We start from the raw sequence: 21,946 nt of genomic DNA on the forward strand, positions 1-21,946 counted from the left end.
CTTTACTATATAAAAAAGAAAAACACGAAAAACAACCCATCACCTCACCTTTATCCCAATACGCTTGTCTGAAACAATGCCACGCTCTATTCTCCGTCCTTCCAACTTGACGGGTTCACTCGTAAACTCAGGTACATTATATGAATAAAGCGAACGGTCATAATACTCCCAGGAATTTTCTTGAGGCAGTAAGAACGGTTTGCCGGTTTGTCCGTTCTCATCAATACAAGCCAGATATAAGCGAGTATATAAGCCATCGCCCCGACGACTGCCGAACACGAACCAACGTGAGTTACTACTCCAATTATGAAAACTTTCCGTATCATCGCTATTCACATTCTTCATTGGACGCATTGAGCCATCCTGCAAATTCAGCAGCCATAGATCAGCCTCCTTATGCCAAATCGAGAAATTACCATAATCAGACAAGGTGAACATAATGTATTTACCATCATAGGAAGGCCTTGGAAAAGATATACTTTTCTTCACCACCTCCGCATTGACCAATGTATCCACCTGTTCTCCGAACGTGCCGTCTTGAGAATTGAACTCTATACTACACAGGCTATAACGTATCTCTTTATACCGTTCTGGTATCGGCTTGGCTTCAGCCGAACAGAAATACAATTTTCTTCCATCGGGAGAAAATACAGGAAAAGTCTCAAAAGCTTCTTTTTTCTGCAACAACGGAGAACGCAACAACTCATGTGTTTCAGGATGATACACCAAAATATCCGATGCCAGATCCAGCACCTCGATGCGTTCCTCTTTGGCACAATGAAAAGCCTGGCGTGTATTATTTACCGAATATGCAATATATTTTCCACCCGGATGCCAATAAGGATAGACACATGCTGAAAGTGTAGAATCAGTCTTTGTATTCAGAAGTTCACACTTCCCCTCTACCTGCATCAAGGTAGCAGCATTCCGTCCCCGTATATGCAAGCTCAAATGATCAGGATTTGTTTTATTGAAGGCATGACAATTCAAGCACATACCCGTAACCATTGTGTTTTCCAATAGAGGTCGTTCTTCAAAAGTAGAAAGATTCCGTTCATAAATTCCCATTTTGCTGTAAACCTCATATCCCGGAGCTATTTTGCGATATACAATCCCGTAATCTATGGGATAAGGACTGACATACATGGGAAAAGGACGGTATTGTTTCCATTTTCCACCTTGCTTGACACTTACCACAAACAGAAGGCTATCGCCACGATTCTCATCCAGAAGTTTATGCCATGCATCTCTGGGAAATGATATAATTTTATCATTCAAATGTATCTTACCAGTCTTTCCTCCGACCACTGATACATCTATGCCATCATACTCTCCATCGATGCAATCAAAATTCATCGGGGCAATGGTAGCGGGTATTGTTACCCCTATATAGTCAGGATAAATATCCGGCCATTCATCCACAATTTCAGGTGAAGTCACCGAATCACCACAGGACGCCAACCACAATCCCAATAGTATGCAAACAATTATCTTCTTCATTTTCACTCTCACTTTTTAAACAACAAATAGTACCAATACGTACCGCCAAACCGTAGCTGCAATGTCTTTTGTGCATCCTGCCTGGACATATAAATCTGTGCAAACTCCGTGACATCCCGCATTACTTGCTGAGATATGCTCCACGGCATACCATGAAAATTTTTATGTGTCTGCGTCCATACATATACCAATGCCTCCTGATAACTGCGCGGAATACGGTCATAACCGGCATCTTTACCCAGAGGATAATATTTCATAAAACGATCTATATCACGTTGCTGCATTACATACGCCAACATGTATTCAAATGCCATCCGATTTCGATGGTTATGCCGATACAGCAGCCCCAGCATAATATCCACCTCGCGATCGCTGAATAAAAAATCCTCGGTGTATCGCACCTGCCTCAACCAGCCCCACTCCTTGTGTGTATTGATTTTATTTTCATTATATAGATAAGTCATTGTATCTTCCGCCCATTTTTTATAGAATAATGTCTTCCTCAAAGCACGCAAATATTTTGCCGCCACTTCATAATGTCCATTAATCAAATTCGTCTCCGCCAGACGTTTGAAGCACCGAACGCTTTTACGAAAATTAGGAATTGCCTCCATAGCTTCAAATGTAAAACGCTGTGCCGTGTTTATCATTCCTAAATGATAAAATGCCTCACTTGCAGGTAAAGGGGATGTAAAGTCTCTCTGAAATCCAGGCAATAATCCCTCTGTCCCATTTTGATAGAATTCAAACATCCTGTCACCCAGTTGTCCGGTCTTCCCCAAAGCAAGATTCAAACAAGTCACACTGAATGGTGAGGTTGGAGTTTTCATCTCTGCCTTTTCTATAATTTTCCGCCATTGCTTATTACGCACCAAACGATCATAGTCCAACGCTTCTTCCTTATCCATATCGCAACCGGCAAGTATAAAAAAATAGCCACCTGCCGACAGCATCAACACTTGCAAAGCAACATTCCGGAATATCTTTTTCTTCACCACAGGCAATGCCACCACTACAAAAGGTAACGCTGCCAATAATATAGAAATCGCTATCTCAAGCCAAAGAAAAACAATAGGGAAACGATAATAGTTGATGCCTCCCATCAAACGGTATATGGGGAATTGCACCCATACGCTTGCCAGCAATGGGCAAGCCACTCCAAGCAATCCAATGCAGCAAACCATCCCCACACCGTTCAGAATACTCTTCCTCTTTGAACTGTCCGTAAATTCGCCAACCATCACCCATGTCATAAAAATGAAATGTACGGCTCCTGCCACCCAATAAAGCAATGGAAGGACAATCAATATATAAAAGAGACGAATACGATTTCCTTTCAGACCGGAATAAATACAAGCAACCACCAAAACCATCAATAGGGCAATAACAAACGACAACATGGCATTCTCATCTCCCATAAAGCGCCACAGGACTATGACAGGCAGAAAACTTAAAGGATAATATACGTCAACAGCACCCAGCTCTTTCATCAGCCTCCACACCAAAAGCTGCATACCCATGAACAGGATGGACAAGATGCACGCTCCAGCCCAAACATGATAATAAAACTGGGTCAGATACTCCGCAACATAATCCGCCACTCCACCCGGAACAGCCACTCTTTCCTGCCAATAATCCGCATCAAACAAAAACAATTGAAACTGCTCCTGATAAGACAGATGAGCTGGATAAACATTACACCAAAAAAAGAATGCCGCCGCACCCAAAAGACACGACAAACCAGCTTTCCATATATTTCGTAAAAAAGATTCCATTCCCGATTCCATTTTTTATTTCCTGCCAAGCGTCTTCGCCACCATACAGATCAAAGCTTTGCCAAAGATAATCGTTTATAATCAATTACTTCAGTATCAGACAAACAAAAGATAATACTTTCTTTTAAGTTTTATTCATAAGAAAGGCGAATCTCACGATCCGCCTTTCTTTGATTCAATCATTAAACAACTATGCTATCCGGTTATTTACAGTGCCCCAGCATCACAAACAACCCCTAAAATGTAAACAGCAATTATTGTTTACTTACTAAAAGCTATTTATTGGAAATCTTCTTATAGCAGAAGAACCAACCTTCCCAACCAGATGATGATGCAGCAGCCAAAACCAGATGGTCACCATCAGCCTTTATTATTTGATAAGTATAGCAACGCTGATTATTATCATTAGGTAATACGCCCAACAAAGGTACTGTTCCCGAAAACTTCATCGTACCCAAATCCCAATCGGCAGCAGCAACATCCGCAGAAACACTGACTGTTCCTTTCTCGCCACGACTTGTATTAACACCTTCACTTAAACTTATAGAGAACCATGCGCCGAGACCATCATTAGGCATACCTTTGCCAACAGCCTGTTCATCAATAGTCGTGTTATCCGGCGCTCCCCACCAAGAAGGGCCGGTATTACCACTTCCCCAACCACTATTTCCCCAATAGCGGTCAAGTCCGTCATCCCAAGTCCAAGTAGTAGTTCCTAAATCTGCGCCAAATATCTGATAATAAATTGCTGGCAAATCCGTAAACTCTGTTACCTGAACCGACTTAGAAGAAGACTTTATGACAGAACCATCCTGATTAATGGTAGAGATATAATAGCTCACTTCACGAGCAGGAGGTACAACCTGAATTTTGGGCTGAGTTCCTTCTACAATAAGAGCATCATTATCCGCCGAGTACACCTTCACATAACGGGTAGTGTTCAAATTCACTGTAATATTATTGTTTCCTGCATTCTTCGGAACCAATTGAAAGCTATTAGTTAATTCTTCTGCGGTCACATTGGCGTCCATAGCAATTTCGTCAATGGCCGGGTCACATGCCACAAACAACACGGCAAATAACGATACCGCAAATAATATCTTTTTCATATTTTCTCGTTGTTAATATTAAACATGATTATTTCCAGCCCTGATACTCAGAGTCAGCCCCTGTCCAACCGGCATTCTGCTCTACACTACCGATAGCGACTTGGCTTTCAGGCATTTTCTGGAATCCGGCAGTTGCATTGTAGCGGGTAGCATATCCACCATTATGCGGTGTATTCTTCTCCGCATTACCACAATAGTAAACAGGCTGGTTTAGCTGCCTCTCAAGAGTTTCAGCCGCAATATGCCAACGCCGTATATCATTCCAACGAATGCCTTCAAGAGCCAACTCCCAACGGCGCTCATTCTGCAAAGCAGACAGCGAATAGGCAGCTACAGGCGCCAAACCAGCACGCTCACGAACCTTATTAATGCCAGCCACATCTTCCTTCAACTCACTTTGCATCAACAGTACATCGGCAAAGCGGATGAGGACGAGATCGTGAATATTATTCAGTTGCATATTATTAGGCTTCTGCAACCAAATATCAGTTCCATACATCAAGTTTTCAAAACAACATACGTATGGATTATCTTTCACGGGAATCTGCGCTTCTTGGGATCCATCATTCACACAAGAAATCGGTGATATTTTCTTTCCATAGTAATCTGTTTCCTGCACAAAATCACTCCAGCCACCATAGGTATAACTGGAACTTGCAGTCCAGTCTTGCACCGTTGCCTCTCTGCGTACATCCTTACCGTCACGGTCGGCACTTTTCCAGTCATTTACAAGATTAGGAGCCACAGGGCCGGCTCCCCATCCCTGACCAAAAGGGAATGTATTTGCATAATCCTGTCCACCGCGAACACCAAAGTATAATGCAATGCCATTGGCATAACCAATGGTTGTCTGCCAATCTGCCAACTTATTGAACTTGATAGCAAACATGGATTCCGGATTAACCGCATTGTCATCTTCCGCCCATTTCAGATTTTTACCTTTTGTATATTCATAATCCTCTACTGTGAATTTATTGGTATATGCCCACAAATTGCGGAAATCAGAAACTAAAGAATAACCTGAGTTAGTTACACAATCATCAATATAACCTATAACCTCTTGTTTGTTCAATGATGTCCCGTCAGGCATGGCCACTTCTGTAAGCGGGCTATAATTGGTGCTGGTAAGATCTGAAAGAGTTTCTCCATTGCAATAGAAACCAGTATAAAACAGCCACGCACGTCCCAACATGGCTTCTGCTGTATATTTGTCCACATGGCCATCCGTTTTACGCACATTGGGCATCATTTTTATCGCATCACGCAAATCTTGAAGAATCTGTCCCCAAAGCACCTTGACGTCACCTTGTCTAACCAGTTCTCCCGTAGGAACGGTCATCAAAGGAATATTGCCATACATGGAAGCCAGTTCATAATGATAGAAAGCACGGAGGAATAAAGCTTCACCCAATATCTGTGCCTTGGTTTCTTCGGACATGGCCGTGTTTGGCAATGCCTGAATCAATGTATTGGCACGGTTAATACCTTGATAACGGAGTTCCCAAAAATGATTGGTCATATCAGCATTATAATTGGTAATCAAATCCATCGCCTGCACCAATTTATCATTGGTTCCGCCTCCACCAAGAGCATCATCACTTGCCAACATGGCATAAAACAAGAATGACTCGTGCGGATAAGCATGTACTGCATTCAGATTCTGATAAATACCGGCCAATGCAGCAATACCATCAGCCTCCGAAACCGGAAAGTTTTCGGTTGAAAGCTCTCCCATATTCTCCACGTTATTAATATCGCAAGAGCCTAAACTCAGTGCAACACAAGTAGTCGCTAATAAATATGATATTTTTTTCATTGTGTTCTCTCCAATTAGAATTTAATATTAACACCCAACATGTAAGTTCTGGGTTGGGGATAGTTGCCCAAATCAACACCGGTAATCCAAGGCTCTTTATCATTGATAGCCCTGCCATTTTCGGGATCCATACCTTTATAACCGGTAATGGTAAACAGATTCTGAGCAGCCGCATATATACGCAATTGCTGGAACGGGCAAGACTTCCATAACTTTTTGATGTCATAGCCGACAGTTAAATTCTGCAGACGGAAATAATCTGCGTTCTCAACATAAATATCAGAGATGGTCTGCCAGTTAGCGCCTTCATTCATGCGGGCAATCAGCGGATATTTATTGGAAGTGCCTTCTCCATGCCAATATTCATAGACTTCAGTAGTATAATTCTCTTGTTCACCGTCTGTAAATTTACGATAAGAACGAGCCACCTGCTGTCCGAGAGCCGCAAAGCCTGTTACCGAAACATCAAATCCTTTATAAGAAGCATTCAAGCTGATTCCCATAGTAACATCCGGATGCGGATTACCAAGATCGGTCTTATCCTCATCATTGATAACACCATCACCGTTAAAGTCCACGAATTTCAAATCACCAGGTTTAAGGTTGGCCCCCTGCTTGGAATTAGCAGCATTTCCATCTTTCAGTGTAGCAACATAAGCAGCCAAATCAGCCTGATTTTGGATGACGCCGTCTGTCTTATACCCCCAGAAGTAACCAATGGGATGACCTTCTTCAAAACGAGCCATATAACCGGTTCCCTGAGAAAGCAAATCACTTCCGCCATTGTTGTATTTCCGGGTACTATTAACCTCTGTCACCTTATTACTGTTCATAGCCATATTCCAACTTACACCATAATTAAACTCTTTACCAATCTTGTCATTCCAGTTAAGCGCAAGTTCAATTCCTCTGTTTCGTACAGTACCGGCATTTTTCAACTGTTCGGAAAAGCCCGTTGTAGGAGTTACAGGAACCTTGAGCAATAAATCTTTGGTCTTCTTTTCGTACCAATCGAACGTTACCCCAAAACGGTTATTGAGGAAGCGGGCATCAAGGCCTATATTAGTCTGCTCCGAAGTTTCCCATGTAATGTCTTCATTGGCCAGACGGGAAGGGGAAGCACCGGAAGTATAACCATCTTTATTGTTGCCAAAAGAATAGTTGCTATATGCATCATAAGCAAATGTAGCCTGATAAGCAAAATTGTCCACTGCATTCTTATTTCCATTTTGTCCCCAACCGGCACGAATCTTCAAAAAGCTCAACCAATCAGCGGTCTTTTCCATAAATTTTTCATTAGACACTACCCAACCTGCGCTGAATGAAGGGAAATATCCCCAGCGCTTACCCGGTGCAAACACAGAAGAACCATCGGCACGGATAATGGCCGAAAACATATATGTTTCATTGAAATCATAATTCAAACGACCGAAATAAGACATACTTCTTGAATCACCATAAGGCTTGCCAGATACCGTAGCTTTAGCTGTATTGTCTTTCATAAAATTCATGTAGGCATGATTCATATCTCCAAATACAGAATTAGAGGCCCTACCTTCCAGTTCAAATCCAAAATCAGGACGAGATTCTCCGTATTCCGTACCAATCAATACATCAAAATGATTTTTCTCCGCAAGATCAAATTTATAAGTCAACGTATTAGTGGTGCTCCATCCCCAACCTAAACCAGTCTTATTAGTAGCTTCATCTGCCGCACGGCTGTCACCTTGATCATTGAGCTTGTATGCAGGAAGATAGCAACGCCACGACCATGAACTTTGGTTATAATTAAGCTGTCCGCGATATATTAAATTTTTAAAGGGCTGTATTTCCAAATAGCCTGTCGCATTCAATTTGAAGTTTACACTTTTGTTGTTGGCGCTTTGAGAGTTCATCATAGAAGCAATCGGATTGGTCGTGTACGAATTGTAGTTAAACCATCCTTCAGTTCCGGAATTCTTCAAGTCTTCGTAACCAAAGTAATCGCCATTAGCATTATAAAGGGGAACCAATGGATTGGCACGAAGCATATTAGAAATCATGTTACCATACTGATTGCCATTATCAAGACCTTGTTTCTGCGAGTGCTGATAGTATATATTTTCACCGATCTTAACTACATCCAGTTTATCATCATTACGATAAACTACATGCTCTGAATTTATGCGTAGCGTAAAACGGCGAAAATCTGATTTAACCATATTACCGAACGCGCCATCTTGATATTGATAACCAAGACCCGTAGAAAATTTGGTACGATCCGTTCCACTGGTGATATTCAATGCATGACTGGTAGTCACTGCATTTTTGTTGCGGATGGCCTCAAGCCAGTTTGTTCCGGCATTAGAACCATTGTTATAAGCCGCCAACAAATCAGTGTCTATATATTTGGACCAGTCGCGTGGTTCCGACGAACTGTTGAAACGCACCATATCCTGCACCTCCATGTATTGCTTTGCATTCAGCAGATCGGGCATCTTATATACATTCTGCCAACCGATATTGCCGTCATAGCTTACTTGAATCTTGCCTTCTTTGCCCTGCTTGGTGGTTACCAAAATAACGCCATTGGCAGCGGCAGCACCATAAATGGCACAAGATGCGGCATCTTTCAGTACATCAATACGCTCAATATCCGCCGGATTCAGATTGTTAATGTCACCGCCCACACCATCAATGATATAAAGCGGCTTGGTGTCACCATTAGTACCCGCACCACGGATAGTTACCTTAAATCCGTCGCCCGGCTGCCCGGACACCGCCTGAATGTTTACGCCGGGAGACTGGCTCTGCAACGCGCCCAAAGCCTGGGTGGTATTCAGCTTCGCAATATCTTCACCTTTCACTTCAACCGTAGCCCCGGTCACCAACTTCTTCTTCTGGACACCATAACCCACTACGATTACTTCATCCAGCATTTCAGTATCCTCTTTCAATTGGATATTAAATTTCGACTGATTGCCTACCACTATTTCCTGTGGCTGATAACCAATAAAAGAGACTACGAGAGTAGCACCCGGTTGTACATTCAAGGTAAAATTGCCATTAATATCGGTTATGACACCGTTCGTTGTCCCTTTCTCCAGTACATTGGCTCCGATAACCGGGCCCAATGCATCCGTTACAGTACCTGTGATTCTTTTTGCTTGTTGTACAGATTCAACTGCATCGGATGATGCGGCGAAAAGCCGTGGAGTATAGGTCAAACTGACAGTTGAACAAATACCCACAAGCAGTGCTGTTTTTCTGAAACTCAAATTCATACTTGTATTTTTCTTAGATTAATGTTTTAGCATTGCCTCGGAAAAAGGCAACTGCCATTGTTTTTTTATAAGGTCGAACAATTCTTCTTCAAGGAAATTACCATACCTTAATTATAGAGGTGAGTAGAATATCGAAATCATTCCTTTCTCATAGGCTTTCTTAGATTCTTTTAATTGGTTAAACACTATTAGTTATTATCTTTCATTTCGTTGGGATATGCAAATGTAAGCTTTCAGTCAAGAATAAACAGACATTATTTTATCTCATAATGATACTTCCTTAACATCCGCCAACAAGTGTGCCAAAAAGCATTTCCCGATAACCGGCTATTTCAGCATTCCATTTTCCTTCTTTATTATTTCAACCGTACCATCGGTGGCAAATACTGAATTCAAGCCCTGTTCTTCCTGTGCAGGATCACCGGTATAGTCATCTCCTTTCTCCCAAAACACATGCCCGGAAGTCTGTCCGGCAAAGCCTCCCCATGCCCAGAAGTTGCATCCGGCAAAGAGTCCGCCCTTCTCACGTTCCTTACGGATGAGGTCGAATACATAGCCATAATAGGCGTCGCGTGCAGTGGTGGAGGCATCCTTGGAAAAGCTGAATCCGTCGCGGGGAAATCCGAATTCTTCGAGCACAATGGGTTTGTGATACTTTACGGCTATCTTCATGTGTTCGTCAATGTACTTCCTTGTATTCTCTTCGGCCTGCGGAAGAAGTTCCGTCAGGCTGTCTGCCTTCACCCATCCCCAATTGTATGGCCAGATATGAATATTCAGATAGTCAATGTTGGCATCCGCATGAATCCTCTCATAGAGAGAAATATCCCCTTCACATCCCCATGCCCCTTCACTGCCCGAAGAAACCAGATGATTGGGATCGAGAGATTTTATCTGTGCGGCCACCTCGGCCATCCAGCGGGCAAAGGGCTCCTTGTTGGCGTCAGAGAAAGCGCGAGGCTCGTTGCCTATCTGCCAAGACATTATGGTGGGATCGTCCACATACTTTATCTGATTATACCTATTTGTTCTCGTGACAATATATTTGACATGATCGGCAAACAAGGCCTTCGCACTGTCTGATTGATGAAACTGCCTCACGTATTCCATATAGGCCGGCCAGCCATCCACGGCAGGAACCACGGCATCACCATGCCCCGACCATTGCAGGTAAACGGAGTAACCGCCACTCCACTCCCAAGAATTATTGAGATAGAGCACGGCTGTCATGTCGCGTTTGCGCAGTTCGTTCATAAAATAATCCAACCCGGCCAGTATGGTATCATTATAGACGCCGGGAGCTGTCTGCAAAGAAGGCTCCACACGGGTTTTCACGCCATTTCCGCCATCGGCCCCCACCAGAACGCGCAGGTTGTCAACACCAATGCTTTTCAGAAAATCCAGTTCCTTGTGCAAGCGCCCCCGATTGCCGCCCTCACCTTCCGAACCGAGAATGGCCCCGTACCAGAAGTTGGCCCCAATAAAGTAATAGGGCTTGCCGTCACGGATCAGCCTACCTTCGGCATTTACTTTTATAAACGGATGTTCCGGCCCCGAAGCGCATGCCATGAAAAGAGCCGGCAGAATGGCCAAAAGGAAAATGTATTGCTTCATATTATTGGTATTAAAGATTTTGAAGTTGTTTTCTCAGCCATTCCAGCCACTCGTCCCATTGCTCCTGATACCAGTAGTGTCCGGTTTCAAGATAGGGATGCAGCTCTTTGGGAGAAGTAATCACATTGTAGGCGGCATACATGGAAGTGGGCGGACAAACTTCATCGTTGTATCCCCAACTGAACCATCCCGGCACATTCAGCAGGCGGGCAAAATTGGCCGTATCATAGTAACGCACCGTCTCAAGTTCTTTTTCATCGGGAGCCCCGTTACAGTAGAAATAATGGGGCCAGCCGCAGGCACGCTTCTTCAAAGCGGCTTCGTGGTCGCACAGAGCCGGATGTACAGCCGCAAAGAAAGTGACACGCGGGTCAAGGGCGGCCGTGATTACGGAAAGCGCACCTCCCTGACTGGAACCGGTGACACCCAACGCCCTGCCGTTATACTGGGGCAAGGAACATATAAAGTCCACTGCACGCAAAGCACCGACAATGACACGGTTATAATAGAAAGCATCCCGGTTGTCACGGCCGAACGTACAGTAATTGTTCAGCGCACCGTCCGCCAAAGCATCATATACAGACTGCTGCATGGTGACAGGAATGCCGTGTACACCCACTTCAAGCGTAATCACCTTGCCCGGAGCCGTATAAGTATCGCCCGTGTAGGGACGCACACCTGCGCCGGGCACGCGCAGCAAGGCCGGATATTTTCCCTCTTTCCTGGGTATGCTGAGAATGCCGTAAAAACGCCCGCCCCAAGCCTTTGTCCGGAAACTGACCTGATAGACATTGTCCGTCTCCGTACAGCGTTCGGGAAGCAGGGTCATCACCGGATTCAATGGAGTGGTCCGTGCATTTTCCAGAGTTTTTTCCCAATAATCGCGAAAGTCGGCGGGAAGTTCCGTGACGGGTTGCAGTTGTCCGGGGGCATAGCCCGAAGTGGCAAGTCCTTCATAGGTATGTCCGTCCACGTATGCCTTGACTTTACAGCGAAGGAAGCCCGGTGTTTTCAGTTTTGCCTGCAACTTCAGCGTGCCGTCTTTCAGGACAACCGCTTTCTTTGTCTCCACAGGATACATTTCGGGGCCCAGTTCGTAGTCAACCGTAACTCCGGGCAGAAGATTCTGCGCTTTCAGTACCCGGACGGTAAACGTACACTTTTCGTCCGGACGATAGTTCCAGTCGGCACGGTCGGGAGAAACGAGCACGCGGATTTCATTTCCACGGATCTGTGCAGATGCCGCAAGCATGCACAAGACAAACAGTAAAGATGCAAATAGTCTTTTCACGATATCAATTTTAAGTATAAGTTCTACAATACGGAAATTCCTTGCTTCGTGGCAAAAGTAGCCTCTTGGTACGAGGAATACCAATACTATATTATCACATTGCGGTCATTATCACACCAGGACCTTCTTCTTCCGGTAGTTTTCACGGAACTCCTTCGGCGAACATTCCTTTTTACGCTTGAACATGCGGTTGAAGTTGGAAAGATTGTTGAATCCGCACTCGTAGCATATCTCGGCAATCGTACGTGTGGAGTCAACCAGCAGCCGGGTGGCGAATCCCAGACGGATATCCAGGACGTAATCAGAGAGCGTCTTGCCGGTGCGCAAACGAAAGAAGCGGCTGAAGGATACAGGTGTCATCCTCACCATATCGGCCAAGACCCCCAAACGGATTTCTTCCTGGTAATGCTCTGCGATGTAACGCTGCACTTTCTGTACCCGGCGGCTGTCCGAGAAAGTTTCAATCTTGGCAAAAGAAGAGGAAGAAAGTGTCCGTGCATCGTCATACAGAGACAATTCATAAAGTATCTTAAGGAAGTCTATCACCGCATAGAATCCTTGCTCCTCGGAAGCCAGTTTGTCAAGCCGGTTATAGACTCTCATTATGGCCTGCATGGGGAAAGAAAGCCCGCACCTGGCGCGTTCAAGCATCCGGCGGATGCTGTCAAACTGATTTTTGTTGATGAGACATCCCGAAAACATGTCGGGCGAGAACTGGACGGTGATTTCACGGATATCCTTGGACACACAATCATGTTGTTCCCATACATGTTCCAGATCTTTGCCGGTAATCAGCACCAAGTCATAATCTCCCACTACCTCGGCCGAGTCTCCCACTACGCGCCGCACGCCCGAAGCGTGTTCGGTAAAGTTCAGTTCGTACTCGACATGGCAGTGAATAGGATAGGTAAACTCTGTTTTATGACGGTCGGCAATGTAGAAGCAATCCCGGTCCGACAACGGGGTAATCTCCCTCATGATGTAATTCTGGTTCTCCATAATGATTGGTTAAAAAAGTATCATATTGCAAAGATACGTACTTTCTTCTATCTCCACATGGCATTATTTGTTGCAAATAGGGGTAGTAATTGTTATAAATCAAGGCTACATCCCGGAAAAGACAGGCTCCGCACAGCGCAGGTAGCCTGCCCGACAGCCGCAACCATAGCCCGGCTGTACACGAGATGTACATCTCATACATCACGAGATGTGCATCTCAAGCTATACGAGACGTGCATCTCATGCACCGGGAGGCTATGGGATAAGAGAAGAAAAGTTATGCCCGGACAGATGAAAGACATACTCTCCGGCAGACAAACATTACTCTTGCAGCTTCAAGACAAGAAAAGATTCCGGACAGGCTTCCGAGCCTGCCGTCAGCGTAGCTTCTCCCGCCTTTCCGGTACTTTGCAGCAACACTTGCGCAAGTCCGTTGAAGGTCTTCACCCGGCAAGTACGGGCATCGGCATCCGCAGGACGTTCCGTGTCCCGGTAAGCAGGATCACCGTTCCCTACTCCGATAATGCGTACCGGACCGGAGACCGTGAGAGTCAGTTCATCGCAGGCATCGGGAACAAAGTGCTTCTTTTTGTCCCGAAGTTCAATGCGAACCACCGCCACGTCACGGTTATCGGCTTTAATGACCGTGCGGTCGGCCTCAAGAAGAATACGGGCAGGCTCACCGGCCGTCTCCACTTTGCGCACAAGCACCCTTTTTCCACTTCTGTAACCCGTGGCTTTCAGCGCGCCGGGATGATAAACGGCCTTCCAGGAAAGGTGACCGTTCTCAGGCATGGGCTTACGTCCCAAGTTTCTGCCGTTTACGGCAAGCTCCACTTCATCGCAGTTACTATATGCCCAGATGTCGATGCTGTCACCCTCGTGTCCCCGCAGATTCCAGTGGGGAAGCAGATGAAGCACAGGCTCATCCGTCCACCAGGCTTTCAGATAGAAAGCCTCATCCTTGGGAAAACCGCAATAATCCAGAATGCCGAATTGCGAACCGGTGGCGGGAAATTTCATGGGATTGGGCTCTCCACGGTAGTCAAACCCCGTCCAGTAGAAAAGCCCCGCCAGATATGGCCGCCCGTCGTAGAACTTCCAGCCGCGTTCTATGCAGTTCAGGAGGCTGTCCGGTCCGTTCGGCTTGCGGTTATGGGCCACCATTCGGCCGGAGAATGCAGGAAGGTCGAAATAGACGCCGCGTGTTCCGCAGCCAGATGTTTCTTCCGAACCAAGCGCACAGCGTGCGGGATAGTCTTTGCGATGCTGCTCCACCGGATTCTGGAGGATATAGTTGTAGCCTGCCACATCTGCCGGAAGCAGTATGGCGGGGCCGCCGCTGGAGGCCACGGTCATCGGCCTCGTGGGATCGAGACGATGGCAATACTCACGCATGGACGCGGCAATACGGGTTCCGCTTTCTTTCCACTCAATGCCCCACTCCTCGTTTCCCACACTCCAAAGGATGACGGAGGGATGATTACGGTCACGCTTTATCATGCGATCCAGCAGGCGGATGTGCTCACGATTGACACCAGTCAGGCGGTTTTCTTCGATGACAAGGATGCCAAGGCTGTCGCAGGCATCCAGCATTTCGGGAGTCATGGGATTGTGGGAAGAACGGTAGGCGTTGCAGCCGAAAGCCTTCAACTGCCTGAGGCGGTATGCCTGCAAGGCGTCGGGAATGCCCACACCCACGCCGGGATGATCCTGATGCATGTTCACGCCTTTCAGCTTCAGAGCCCTACCGTTCAGTATAAAGCCCCGGTCGGCATCAAAGCGGACGTGGCGGAGGCCGAACGGGGTGGAATAGCGGTCAACAAGGCTGTCTCCACAGTAAACCTCGGTTTGCATGGTGTACAGGTAAGGTGCGTCGGGAGACCAGAGATGATAGTCCTCATTCTTCTCCCGCCCCCGTGCGGCGGCGCTGATATGCAAGGAGGCCTCGGTGCTATGTTCTTCTTTGGCAAGCAGCCCTTTTCCCCTTACCTCAGTCTGCGCCAGCGGCTTTCCTGCGGTGGTGAGAAGCGTGTGGCGCAAGCGATAGTCGGCAGTAGGCAGCAATCCGGAGTTGGCCACCGTCGTCTCCACATGTACAAGGGCTTCCTCGCAGATATCGGCGGAAGTGGTGTAAACAAACGTGCCGAAAGGAGCCACATGAAGCGGCGCCGTCTTGTGGAGCCAAACATGACGGTAGATGCCCGCACCTTCGTAGAACCATCCTTCTTCGAGGGTGGCATCGGCACGGACGGTAATCAGGTTGTCTCCGCCATAGTTCAGATACTCGGTGATGTCATACGTCTGCGTGGCATATCCGCTTGGCTCGTGTCCCAGATAGAACCCGTTCACCCAAATGCGGGCGTCGCGGAAGATGCCGTCAAACTGAAGATAAAGATGCCTGCCCCGATCCGACTGAGGAACGGAGAACAGCTTGCGATACCACCCCACACTGGTTTCGGGGTACTGATATCCCACCTTTTTGTAGCCATGACTGTGGCTTGCGGAGGCATCGAAAGGCAAGTCCACCACCCAGTCATGAGGAAGATTCACCTTCTTCCAACCCGAAGCGTCGAACTTCATGGAATAAGGGCCAGCGTTATGGATAGAAGCGGCTTTCGTCAAATAATTAAAGTATTCTGTGCCGCAACCAAAGTCTTTGGCAGGATCGGAAGCGTTGCCCAAGGCAAACTGCCAGCCCTCATCCAGCAAGATACGTTCGCGAACCGGCTGCGCCGAAAGGCAGCAGGGAAGAAAAACTAAGAGAAAGATAAATATATTTCTGTTCATGGCAAAAAAAGTTATATGACACACCTTATTCCATCACTCGGAACGAACTTTTCAACAGATCCTTGTCATCGGAAGAAGCGCCCACCATGACGATGAACTCGCCCGGCTCCACGATCTTCTTCATACTGATGTCATAGAAGGCAAGCTTGTCAGAAGTGATCCTGAAGTTGACCACCTTGCTCTCTCCCGCCTTCAGAGGCACACGGGCAAAGTCCTTCAGCTCCTTCACCGGACGAGTGACGCAACTAAACCTGTCGCGTATATAAAGCTGCACAATTTCCACACCGTCGCGTCCGCCCGTATTCGTCACCTGCACGCTGACATCCACACTGCCGTCAACGCCAATCTCCGTCCGGCTCAACTGCAGGTCATCATACCGATAGGTGGTATAAGACAGGCCGTAGCCAAAGGGATAAAGTGGCGTACTGGGCCGGCCCGCCGCATAGGGATGGAAATATTGAGAAGGTTTGTGATTATAAATCATCTGAAGCTGCCCCACGCTGTGCGGAATGGTAACCGCCAGCTTGGCGGAGGGATTTACCTTGCCATACAGGATTTCGGCCACAGCCCTGCCGCCCTGCATGCCCGGAGCCCATGCCTCTACGATGGCAGGCAGATGTCGGGCAGCCCAGCGAATGCTCAAAGGACGTCCGCCCACCAGCACCAGGACGGTGGGCTTGCCCGAAGCGGCCACTTTCCGGATCAACTCCTCTTGCAAGCCCACCAGGTCGAGGTCGCTGCGGTCTGTATCTTCACCGTCCGTGCGGTCGTTCCAGCGGAAACGCATCATGTATTCGCCGGCTACCACAATGTTCAGGTCGGCGCTCAGGGCACGGGTGGCGGCTTCGTCCACCTTCGCGGGAGTCATGTGGCGGGGGTTCCAGCCCTGATCCACGAAGTCGAATAGCGTGTCGGGAGGAGCCACCATCTTCAGCCCGTCGAGTATGGTGACGACGTTATCTTCTTTTTGCAGGGCACTCCAGTCACCGAGGATATTCTGGTCATCGGCATTGATGCCCGTCACCAGCACCCTCTTGTAGCGGGAAGCGTCCAAAGGAAGCACTCCCTCGTTCTTCAGCAGGACAATGCCGTCGCGGGCGGCCTCCAGAGCCGTGGCACGGTGCTCGCCGCAAAGACGTATCTTCATGGTTTCAGCTTCATCGGCATAGGGCTGTTCAAAAAGGCCGAGACGGAACTTGACACCGAGGATGCGGCGTACCGACTCGTCAATGCGGGCTTGGGGGATGCGGCCTTCCTTAACCAGCTCCACCACCATCTCGTTCCAATGAATGCCGTGCATGTGCATGTCCACGCCCGACATGATGGAATGATAGAAGGCTTCCTTAAGATTCTCGGCCGTGGCATGCAGGTCGTAAGTGTGCTCAATGTCCATCCAGTCGCTGACCACAAAACCGGGAAACTCCCATTCACCGCGCAGTACATCCGTCATCAACCACTTGTTGCTGTGGCAGGGTACACCGTTCAGTTCGTTATGCGCCATCATCAGTGACATGGCTCCTGCCCTTACACCGGCCTCAAACGGCGGAAAGAATACTTCGCGGAGCGTTCGTTCGGACAAATCCGCCGGAGAGCCGTTGGTTCCGTTGACAGGTTCGCTTCCGCCCACAAAGTGCTTGATGCAGGCCAGCACGTCCTCACTGCTGTTCAGGCTTCCCTGATATCCTCTTACTGACTGTGCCCCCATCAGTGCCGCCAAGTAGGGATCTTCACCGTAGGTTTCGCCCACACGTCCCCAACGGGCGTCACGGGCCACTTCCACATTCGGATTGAACGTCCAATGCATGTTCATGGCACGCATCTCTCTGGCTGTCTCACGGGCTATCCTGTAAGCCATCAGCGTATCAAAGGAACAGGCGAGATTAATATTTGTAGGATATACGGTGTTGTCGGGGGCATTGGCATTGCCGTGAATCGCGTCGATGCCGAAGATGAGAGGAATCTGCAGGCGGCTTTTCATAGCAAGGGACTGCAGATAGTTGGCCTCCTTGAGGGTGAGCACATGAAGGAAAGAACCTATCAATCCCTGTTCGATCCATGCGGCCACGTCCATGTCCGTAACACCAGGATAGAAGGCATTGGCTGTATTGTTCCTCAACTCAGCCTCGGTCATCACGGCACTGTTTGCCCTGATATGTTCCAGACCGACGAACTGGTTCATCTGACCGACTTTCTCCTCCGGCGTCATCCGTCCGAGAAGATCTTCCACTCTATCTTTCACGGGAGCCGCAGAGTCTTTGTAAATTAGTTTGTTTTTCATTGAACGTATGTTTTATATGGAAGTTCCGGCTTGATTTAAAGCTTGGGCAAAGATAACGGGTTCACCAGACATCCGGTAGCATTATTTTATCCGATGATAGTATCATTCTGTTTTCGACAAGCACATAAGTTGTTATCTATCAGTTTTAGATAAACAAAGAGAAAACTTTTTCTGAAGATTTTGCGTACATTTGTCCCGTTGCTCCCAACAGAAGATACTACCGAAGATTCACTCTAAATAATTCAGATATGATAAATCCCATTTACTCCCCACTGCCCCAACGGTACGACAACGGCATGAAATATCGCCGTTGCGGGAAAAGCGGCATCCTGCTGCCCGAAATCTCCTTAGGCCTATGGCATAACTTCGGCGACGTGAACACATTCGCCAACTCCCAGGCTATGGCCCATTATGCTTTCGACAAGGGCATCACGCATTTTGACCTTGCCAACAATTACGGCCCTTCCTATGGCTCTGCCGAAGAAACTTTCGGAATGATAATGAAAAAATCCTTTATGCCCTATCGGGATGAATTATTCATCTCCACCAAGGCGGGCTATGACATGTGGCCCGGCCCTTACGGCAACTGGGGATCACGCAAATATCTGATGAGCAGTCTCGACCAAAGTCTGAAGCGTATGAATCTGGACTATGTGGACATCTTCTACACCCACCGCCCCGACCCGGACACTCCGATTGAGGAGACTCTGCAAACCCTCGTGGACATCGTGCGCCAAGGCAAAGCCCTCTACGTAGGCATCTCCAGATACCCCAAAGAGCAGACCGAAACCGCCTGCCGCTATCTGGCGGAGAGAGACGTGCACTGCCTGCTCTATCAAGGCAAATACAACATCTTCAACCGTGAACCGGAAGAAGAAGGTATCCTCCGGCAAGCCCAAGAGAACGGCTGCGGCTTTATCGCCTTCTCTCCTTTGGCTCAAGGCCTGCTGACCAGCCGCTATCTGAACGGCATCCCACAAGAATCGCGCATGGCAAAGGGAGGCTCTTTGAAGAAAGAGGCACTGACAGAAGACGTCCTGAGAAGAATCAAAGCACTGAACGATGTAGCCATCCACCGCGGCCAGACGCTTGCCGAAATGTCACTTGCCTGGATATTGAAAGACAATTTGGTGACTTCCGTCATTATCGGAGCAAGTTCCGTGACACAATTAGAGGATAACCTGAAGGCTATCAAGAATACGGATTTCTCTGCCGAAGAAGTGGAAAAGATAAATATGATAGTCCGATAAACCACCCTTTATAACTATTACCAAAACATGAAAAGCATTGTAATATACCTGTTTTGTTTTCTGTGCGTATGTCCGGAAACCGCCCGCGCACAACAGCAATACCAACTGGCTTCCCCTGACGGGAAACTGACCGTCACAGTGAAAACCGGAGAAACACTCAACTGGAAGATAGAACATGACGGAACAACCGTGCTCCAGCCTTCCGCTATAACACTGAAAGGAAGGAGTTTGAAAAGTGCAGGCAAAGAGATCACCTTCGGCAAAAACATGAAAGTGACCCATGCCGAACGCAAGTCGGTGGAATCATCTTTCCCTACGCCTTTTTACAAAAAAGCCAATGTAACAGACATCTATAACCAACTTACACTGAAGTGCCGTGGCGGATACAGCGTGCAGTTCCGCACCTATAACGATGGTGCTGCCTACCGTTTCATCTCCGGGCAGAAAGAGCCGTTCATTATAGAAAGTGAAACGGCGGAATTCAACTTTGACCGTGATTATAAGGCATTTATTCCTTATGTAAACGACAACCGCAACGGCGAACGCTACTGCTTTTCTTTTGAATCTTACTACAATGAGACATCACTGTCGGAAATGTATCAGGACTCGCTTGCCATCACCCCACTGATGATAGATTTGGAGAAAGGAAAGAAAGTCGTTGTCATGGAAGCCGGATTAGAAAATTACCCTGGTATGTTTCTCACGGTCAATCAACAGACAAAGCAGGGATTACAAGCTGCTTTTGCACCCTATCCGCTGGAAGAAGCCATTGGCGGACACAATAGTCTGAACCTGATACCGACCCGGCGTGCCGACTATATAGCCCGCATACCGGACAGCCGTTCTTTTCCCTGGCGTGTAGTTCTCGTCACTGCCAATGATACGCAACTTGCCGATAATGACATGGCACAGCGCCTCGCCCCCGCTTGTCGCATCAAAGACACTTCATGGATAAAACCGGGCAAGGTAGCATGGGACTGGTGGAATACCTGCAACCTGACCGGAGTAGATTTCAAAGCCGGCATGAACACACCGACTTATAAAGCATTCATTGATTTCGCCTCTGCAAACGGATTGGAATACATTATCATCGATGAAGGATGGAGTGGCAAAGAATCATTGCTGGAAGAACTGAATCCGGAAATCTGCCTGGAGGAATTGGTAACCTACGGCAGACAAAAAGGGATTGGAGTCATTCTGTGGGCAAGCTGGCGCAATGCAGCCAAGGAGACGGAAGCTGCATTCAGCCACTATTCGGAGATGGGCGTCAAAGGATTCAAAATAGACTTCTTCGACCGCGATGACCAGCCGTTGATTGCTTCCGTAGAACAGATTGCCGCCTGCGCCGCCAGGCATAAGATGCTACTTGACCTACATGGATTGAAGCCCTGTGGCATTCAGCGGGCCTATCCCAATGTTGTAAACTTTGAAGGAGTAAAAGGTTTGGAGAATGCAAAATGGGAGCCCATCGCAAACGGATCTCCCCTGCACAATTTTCCACGCTATGACGTTACCGCACCCTATCTCCGTATGTTGACGGGGCCTATGGACTATACCCCGGGAGCCATGGTAAATGCAACCCGCAAAACATTCCGGGCCGTCAATGACCATCCCATGAGCCAGGGAACACGTGTCCATCAGATGGCTATGTACACAGTCTTTGAGGCTCCCTTACAAATGCTGGCAGACAGTCCCAGCAGATATGAGAAGGAACAGGAATGCACAGACTTCATAGCCCAAGTACCCACCGTATTTGACGAAACCGTAGCATTGGGCGGCGAAGTAGGCGAATATATCACACTGGCACGCCGTAAAGGTAATATCTGGTACATAGCTTCCATGACAGACTGGACTCCACGCCATTGCACCATCGGCCTCTCTTTCCTCGGAGAAGGCAACTTTAAAGCCGAAATATTCTCCGATGGCATCAATGCCGACCGGGATGCTACCGATTATAAAAAGGAAGTACGAAACGTTACGGCAAATGACACACTGGACATATACATGGCATCAGGAGGAGGATGGACGGCACGGATAATAAAAGAGAAGTAACATGATACAGAAATATTCATGAAATACCATATTTCTATTTTCTGAAGCAAGAAGAAATGAAAGCATATATTCAAGCACTGTAAAAGAGGTGAAAAACATTCATTGAAGAACTTTTATGAGACTTGAATATATGCTTTCATTATGGATAAAAACTATATCCCTGCATATAACCAAGTTCTTTGAGAACCTTTCATTTAAATGAAATTAAG

12 protein-coding genes are annotated in these 21,946 nt (G+C 47.3%); 2 read left to right on the plus strand and 10 right to left on the minus strand.

Annotated features, from left to right (window positions below; genetic code table 11):
* Positions 1 to 39 precede the first annotated feature (39 nt).
* The 10 genes from BACHE_RS01205 to BACHE_RS01250 form a co-directional block, all read right to left on the minus strand.
* Positions 40 to 1,500: a TolB family protein gene (locus BACHE_RS01205; protein WP_013545876.1), complete on the minus strand. Its 1,461-nt coding sequence runs from the start codon at positions 1,498 to 1,500 to the stop codon at positions 40 to 42.
* A gap of 8 nt (positions 1,501 to 1,508) precedes the next feature.
* A complete protein-coding gene (locus BACHE_RS01210) occupies positions 1,509 to 3,275 on the minus strand; it encodes a DUF6057 family protein (RefSeq protein WP_013545877.1) in 1,767 nt (588 codons plus the stop codon).
* Between the two features lie 275 nt (positions 3,276 to 3,550).
* Complete coding sequence (locus BACHE_RS01215) at positions 3,551 to 4,384, minus strand: hypothetical protein (RefSeq protein WP_013545878.1); 834 nt, start codon at positions 4,382 to 4,384, stop codon at positions 3,551 to 3,553.
* Positions 4,385 to 4,412: 28 nt separating this feature from the next.
* Positions 4,413 to 6,200 (minus strand): RagB/SusD family nutrient uptake outer membrane protein, encoded by a 1,788-nt coding sequence (locus BACHE_RS01220; RefSeq protein ID WP_013545879.1) that lies wholly within the window; start codon positions 6,198 to 6,200, stop codon positions 4,413 to 4,415.
* Between the two features lie 14 nt (positions 6,201 to 6,214).
* Positions 6,215 to 9,463 (minus strand): SusC/RagA family TonB-linked outer membrane protein, encoded by a 3,249-nt coding sequence (locus tag BACHE_RS01225; RefSeq protein WP_013545880.1) that lies wholly within the window; start codon positions 9,461 to 9,463, stop codon positions 6,215 to 6,217.
* Positions 9,464 to 9,790: 327 nt separating this feature from the next.
* A complete protein-coding gene (locus tag BACHE_RS01230) occupies positions 9,791 to 11,077 on the minus strand; it encodes a glycoside hydrolase 5 family protein (RefSeq protein WP_013545881.1) in 1,287 nt (428 codons plus the stop codon).
* Positions 11,078 to 11,087: 10 nt separating this feature from the next.
* Entirely contained in the window at positions 11,088 to 12,329 is a 1,242-nt protein-coding gene (locus tag BACHE_RS01235) for an acetylxylan esterase (protein ID WP_013545882.1), read from the minus strand.
* 150 nt (positions 12,330 to 12,479) lie between these two features.
* The gene (locus tag BACHE_RS01240; RefSeq protein WP_013545883.1) at positions 12,480 to 13,367 is read right to left on the minus strand and encodes a helix-turn-helix domain-containing protein; all 888 of its coding nucleotides are present in this window, start codon (positions 13,365 to 13,367) and stop codon (positions 12,480 to 12,482) included.
* 321 nt (positions 13,368 to 13,688) lie between these two features.
* Positions 13,689 to 16,157, minus strand: coding sequence for a beta-galactosidase GalA (gene galA, locus BACHE_RS01245; protein WP_013545884.1), 2,469 nt, complete (start codon positions 16,155 to 16,157; stop codon positions 13,689 to 13,691).
* A gap of 25 nt (positions 16,158 to 16,182) precedes the next feature.
* On the minus strand, positions 16,183 to 18,435 hold the full coding sequence (locus BACHE_RS01250; protein WP_013545885.1) for a glycoside hydrolase family 3 N-terminal domain-containing protein: 2,253 nt from the start codon (positions 18,433 to 18,435) through the stop codon (positions 16,183 to 16,185).
* A 248-nt stretch (positions 18,436 to 18,683) separates the two neighbouring features.
* On the opposite strand from BACHE_RS01250, the gene BACHE_RS01255 reads away from it, so the two are divergent.
* Both BACHE_RS01255 and BACHE_RS01260 read left to right on the plus strand, forming a co-directional pair.
* Entirely contained in the window at positions 18,684 to 19,685 is a 1,002-nt protein-coding gene (locus BACHE_RS01255; RefSeq protein ID WP_013545886.1) for an aldo/keto reductase, read from the plus strand.
* Positions 19,686 to 19,712: 27 nt separating this feature from the next.
* The gene (locus BACHE_RS01260) at positions 19,713 to 21,737 is read left to right on the plus strand and encodes a retaining alpha-galactosidase (RefSeq protein WP_013545887.1); all 2,025 of its coding nucleotides are present in this window, start codon (positions 19,713 to 19,715) and stop codon (positions 21,735 to 21,737) included.
* The last annotated feature ends 209 nt before the right edge of the window (positions 21,738 to 21,946 follow it).

Source organism: Bacteroides helcogenes P 36-108 (genome assembly GCF_000186225.1).
GTDB lineage: Bacteria > Bacteroidota > Bacteroidia > Bacteroidales > Bacteroidaceae > Bacteroides > Bacteroides helcogenes.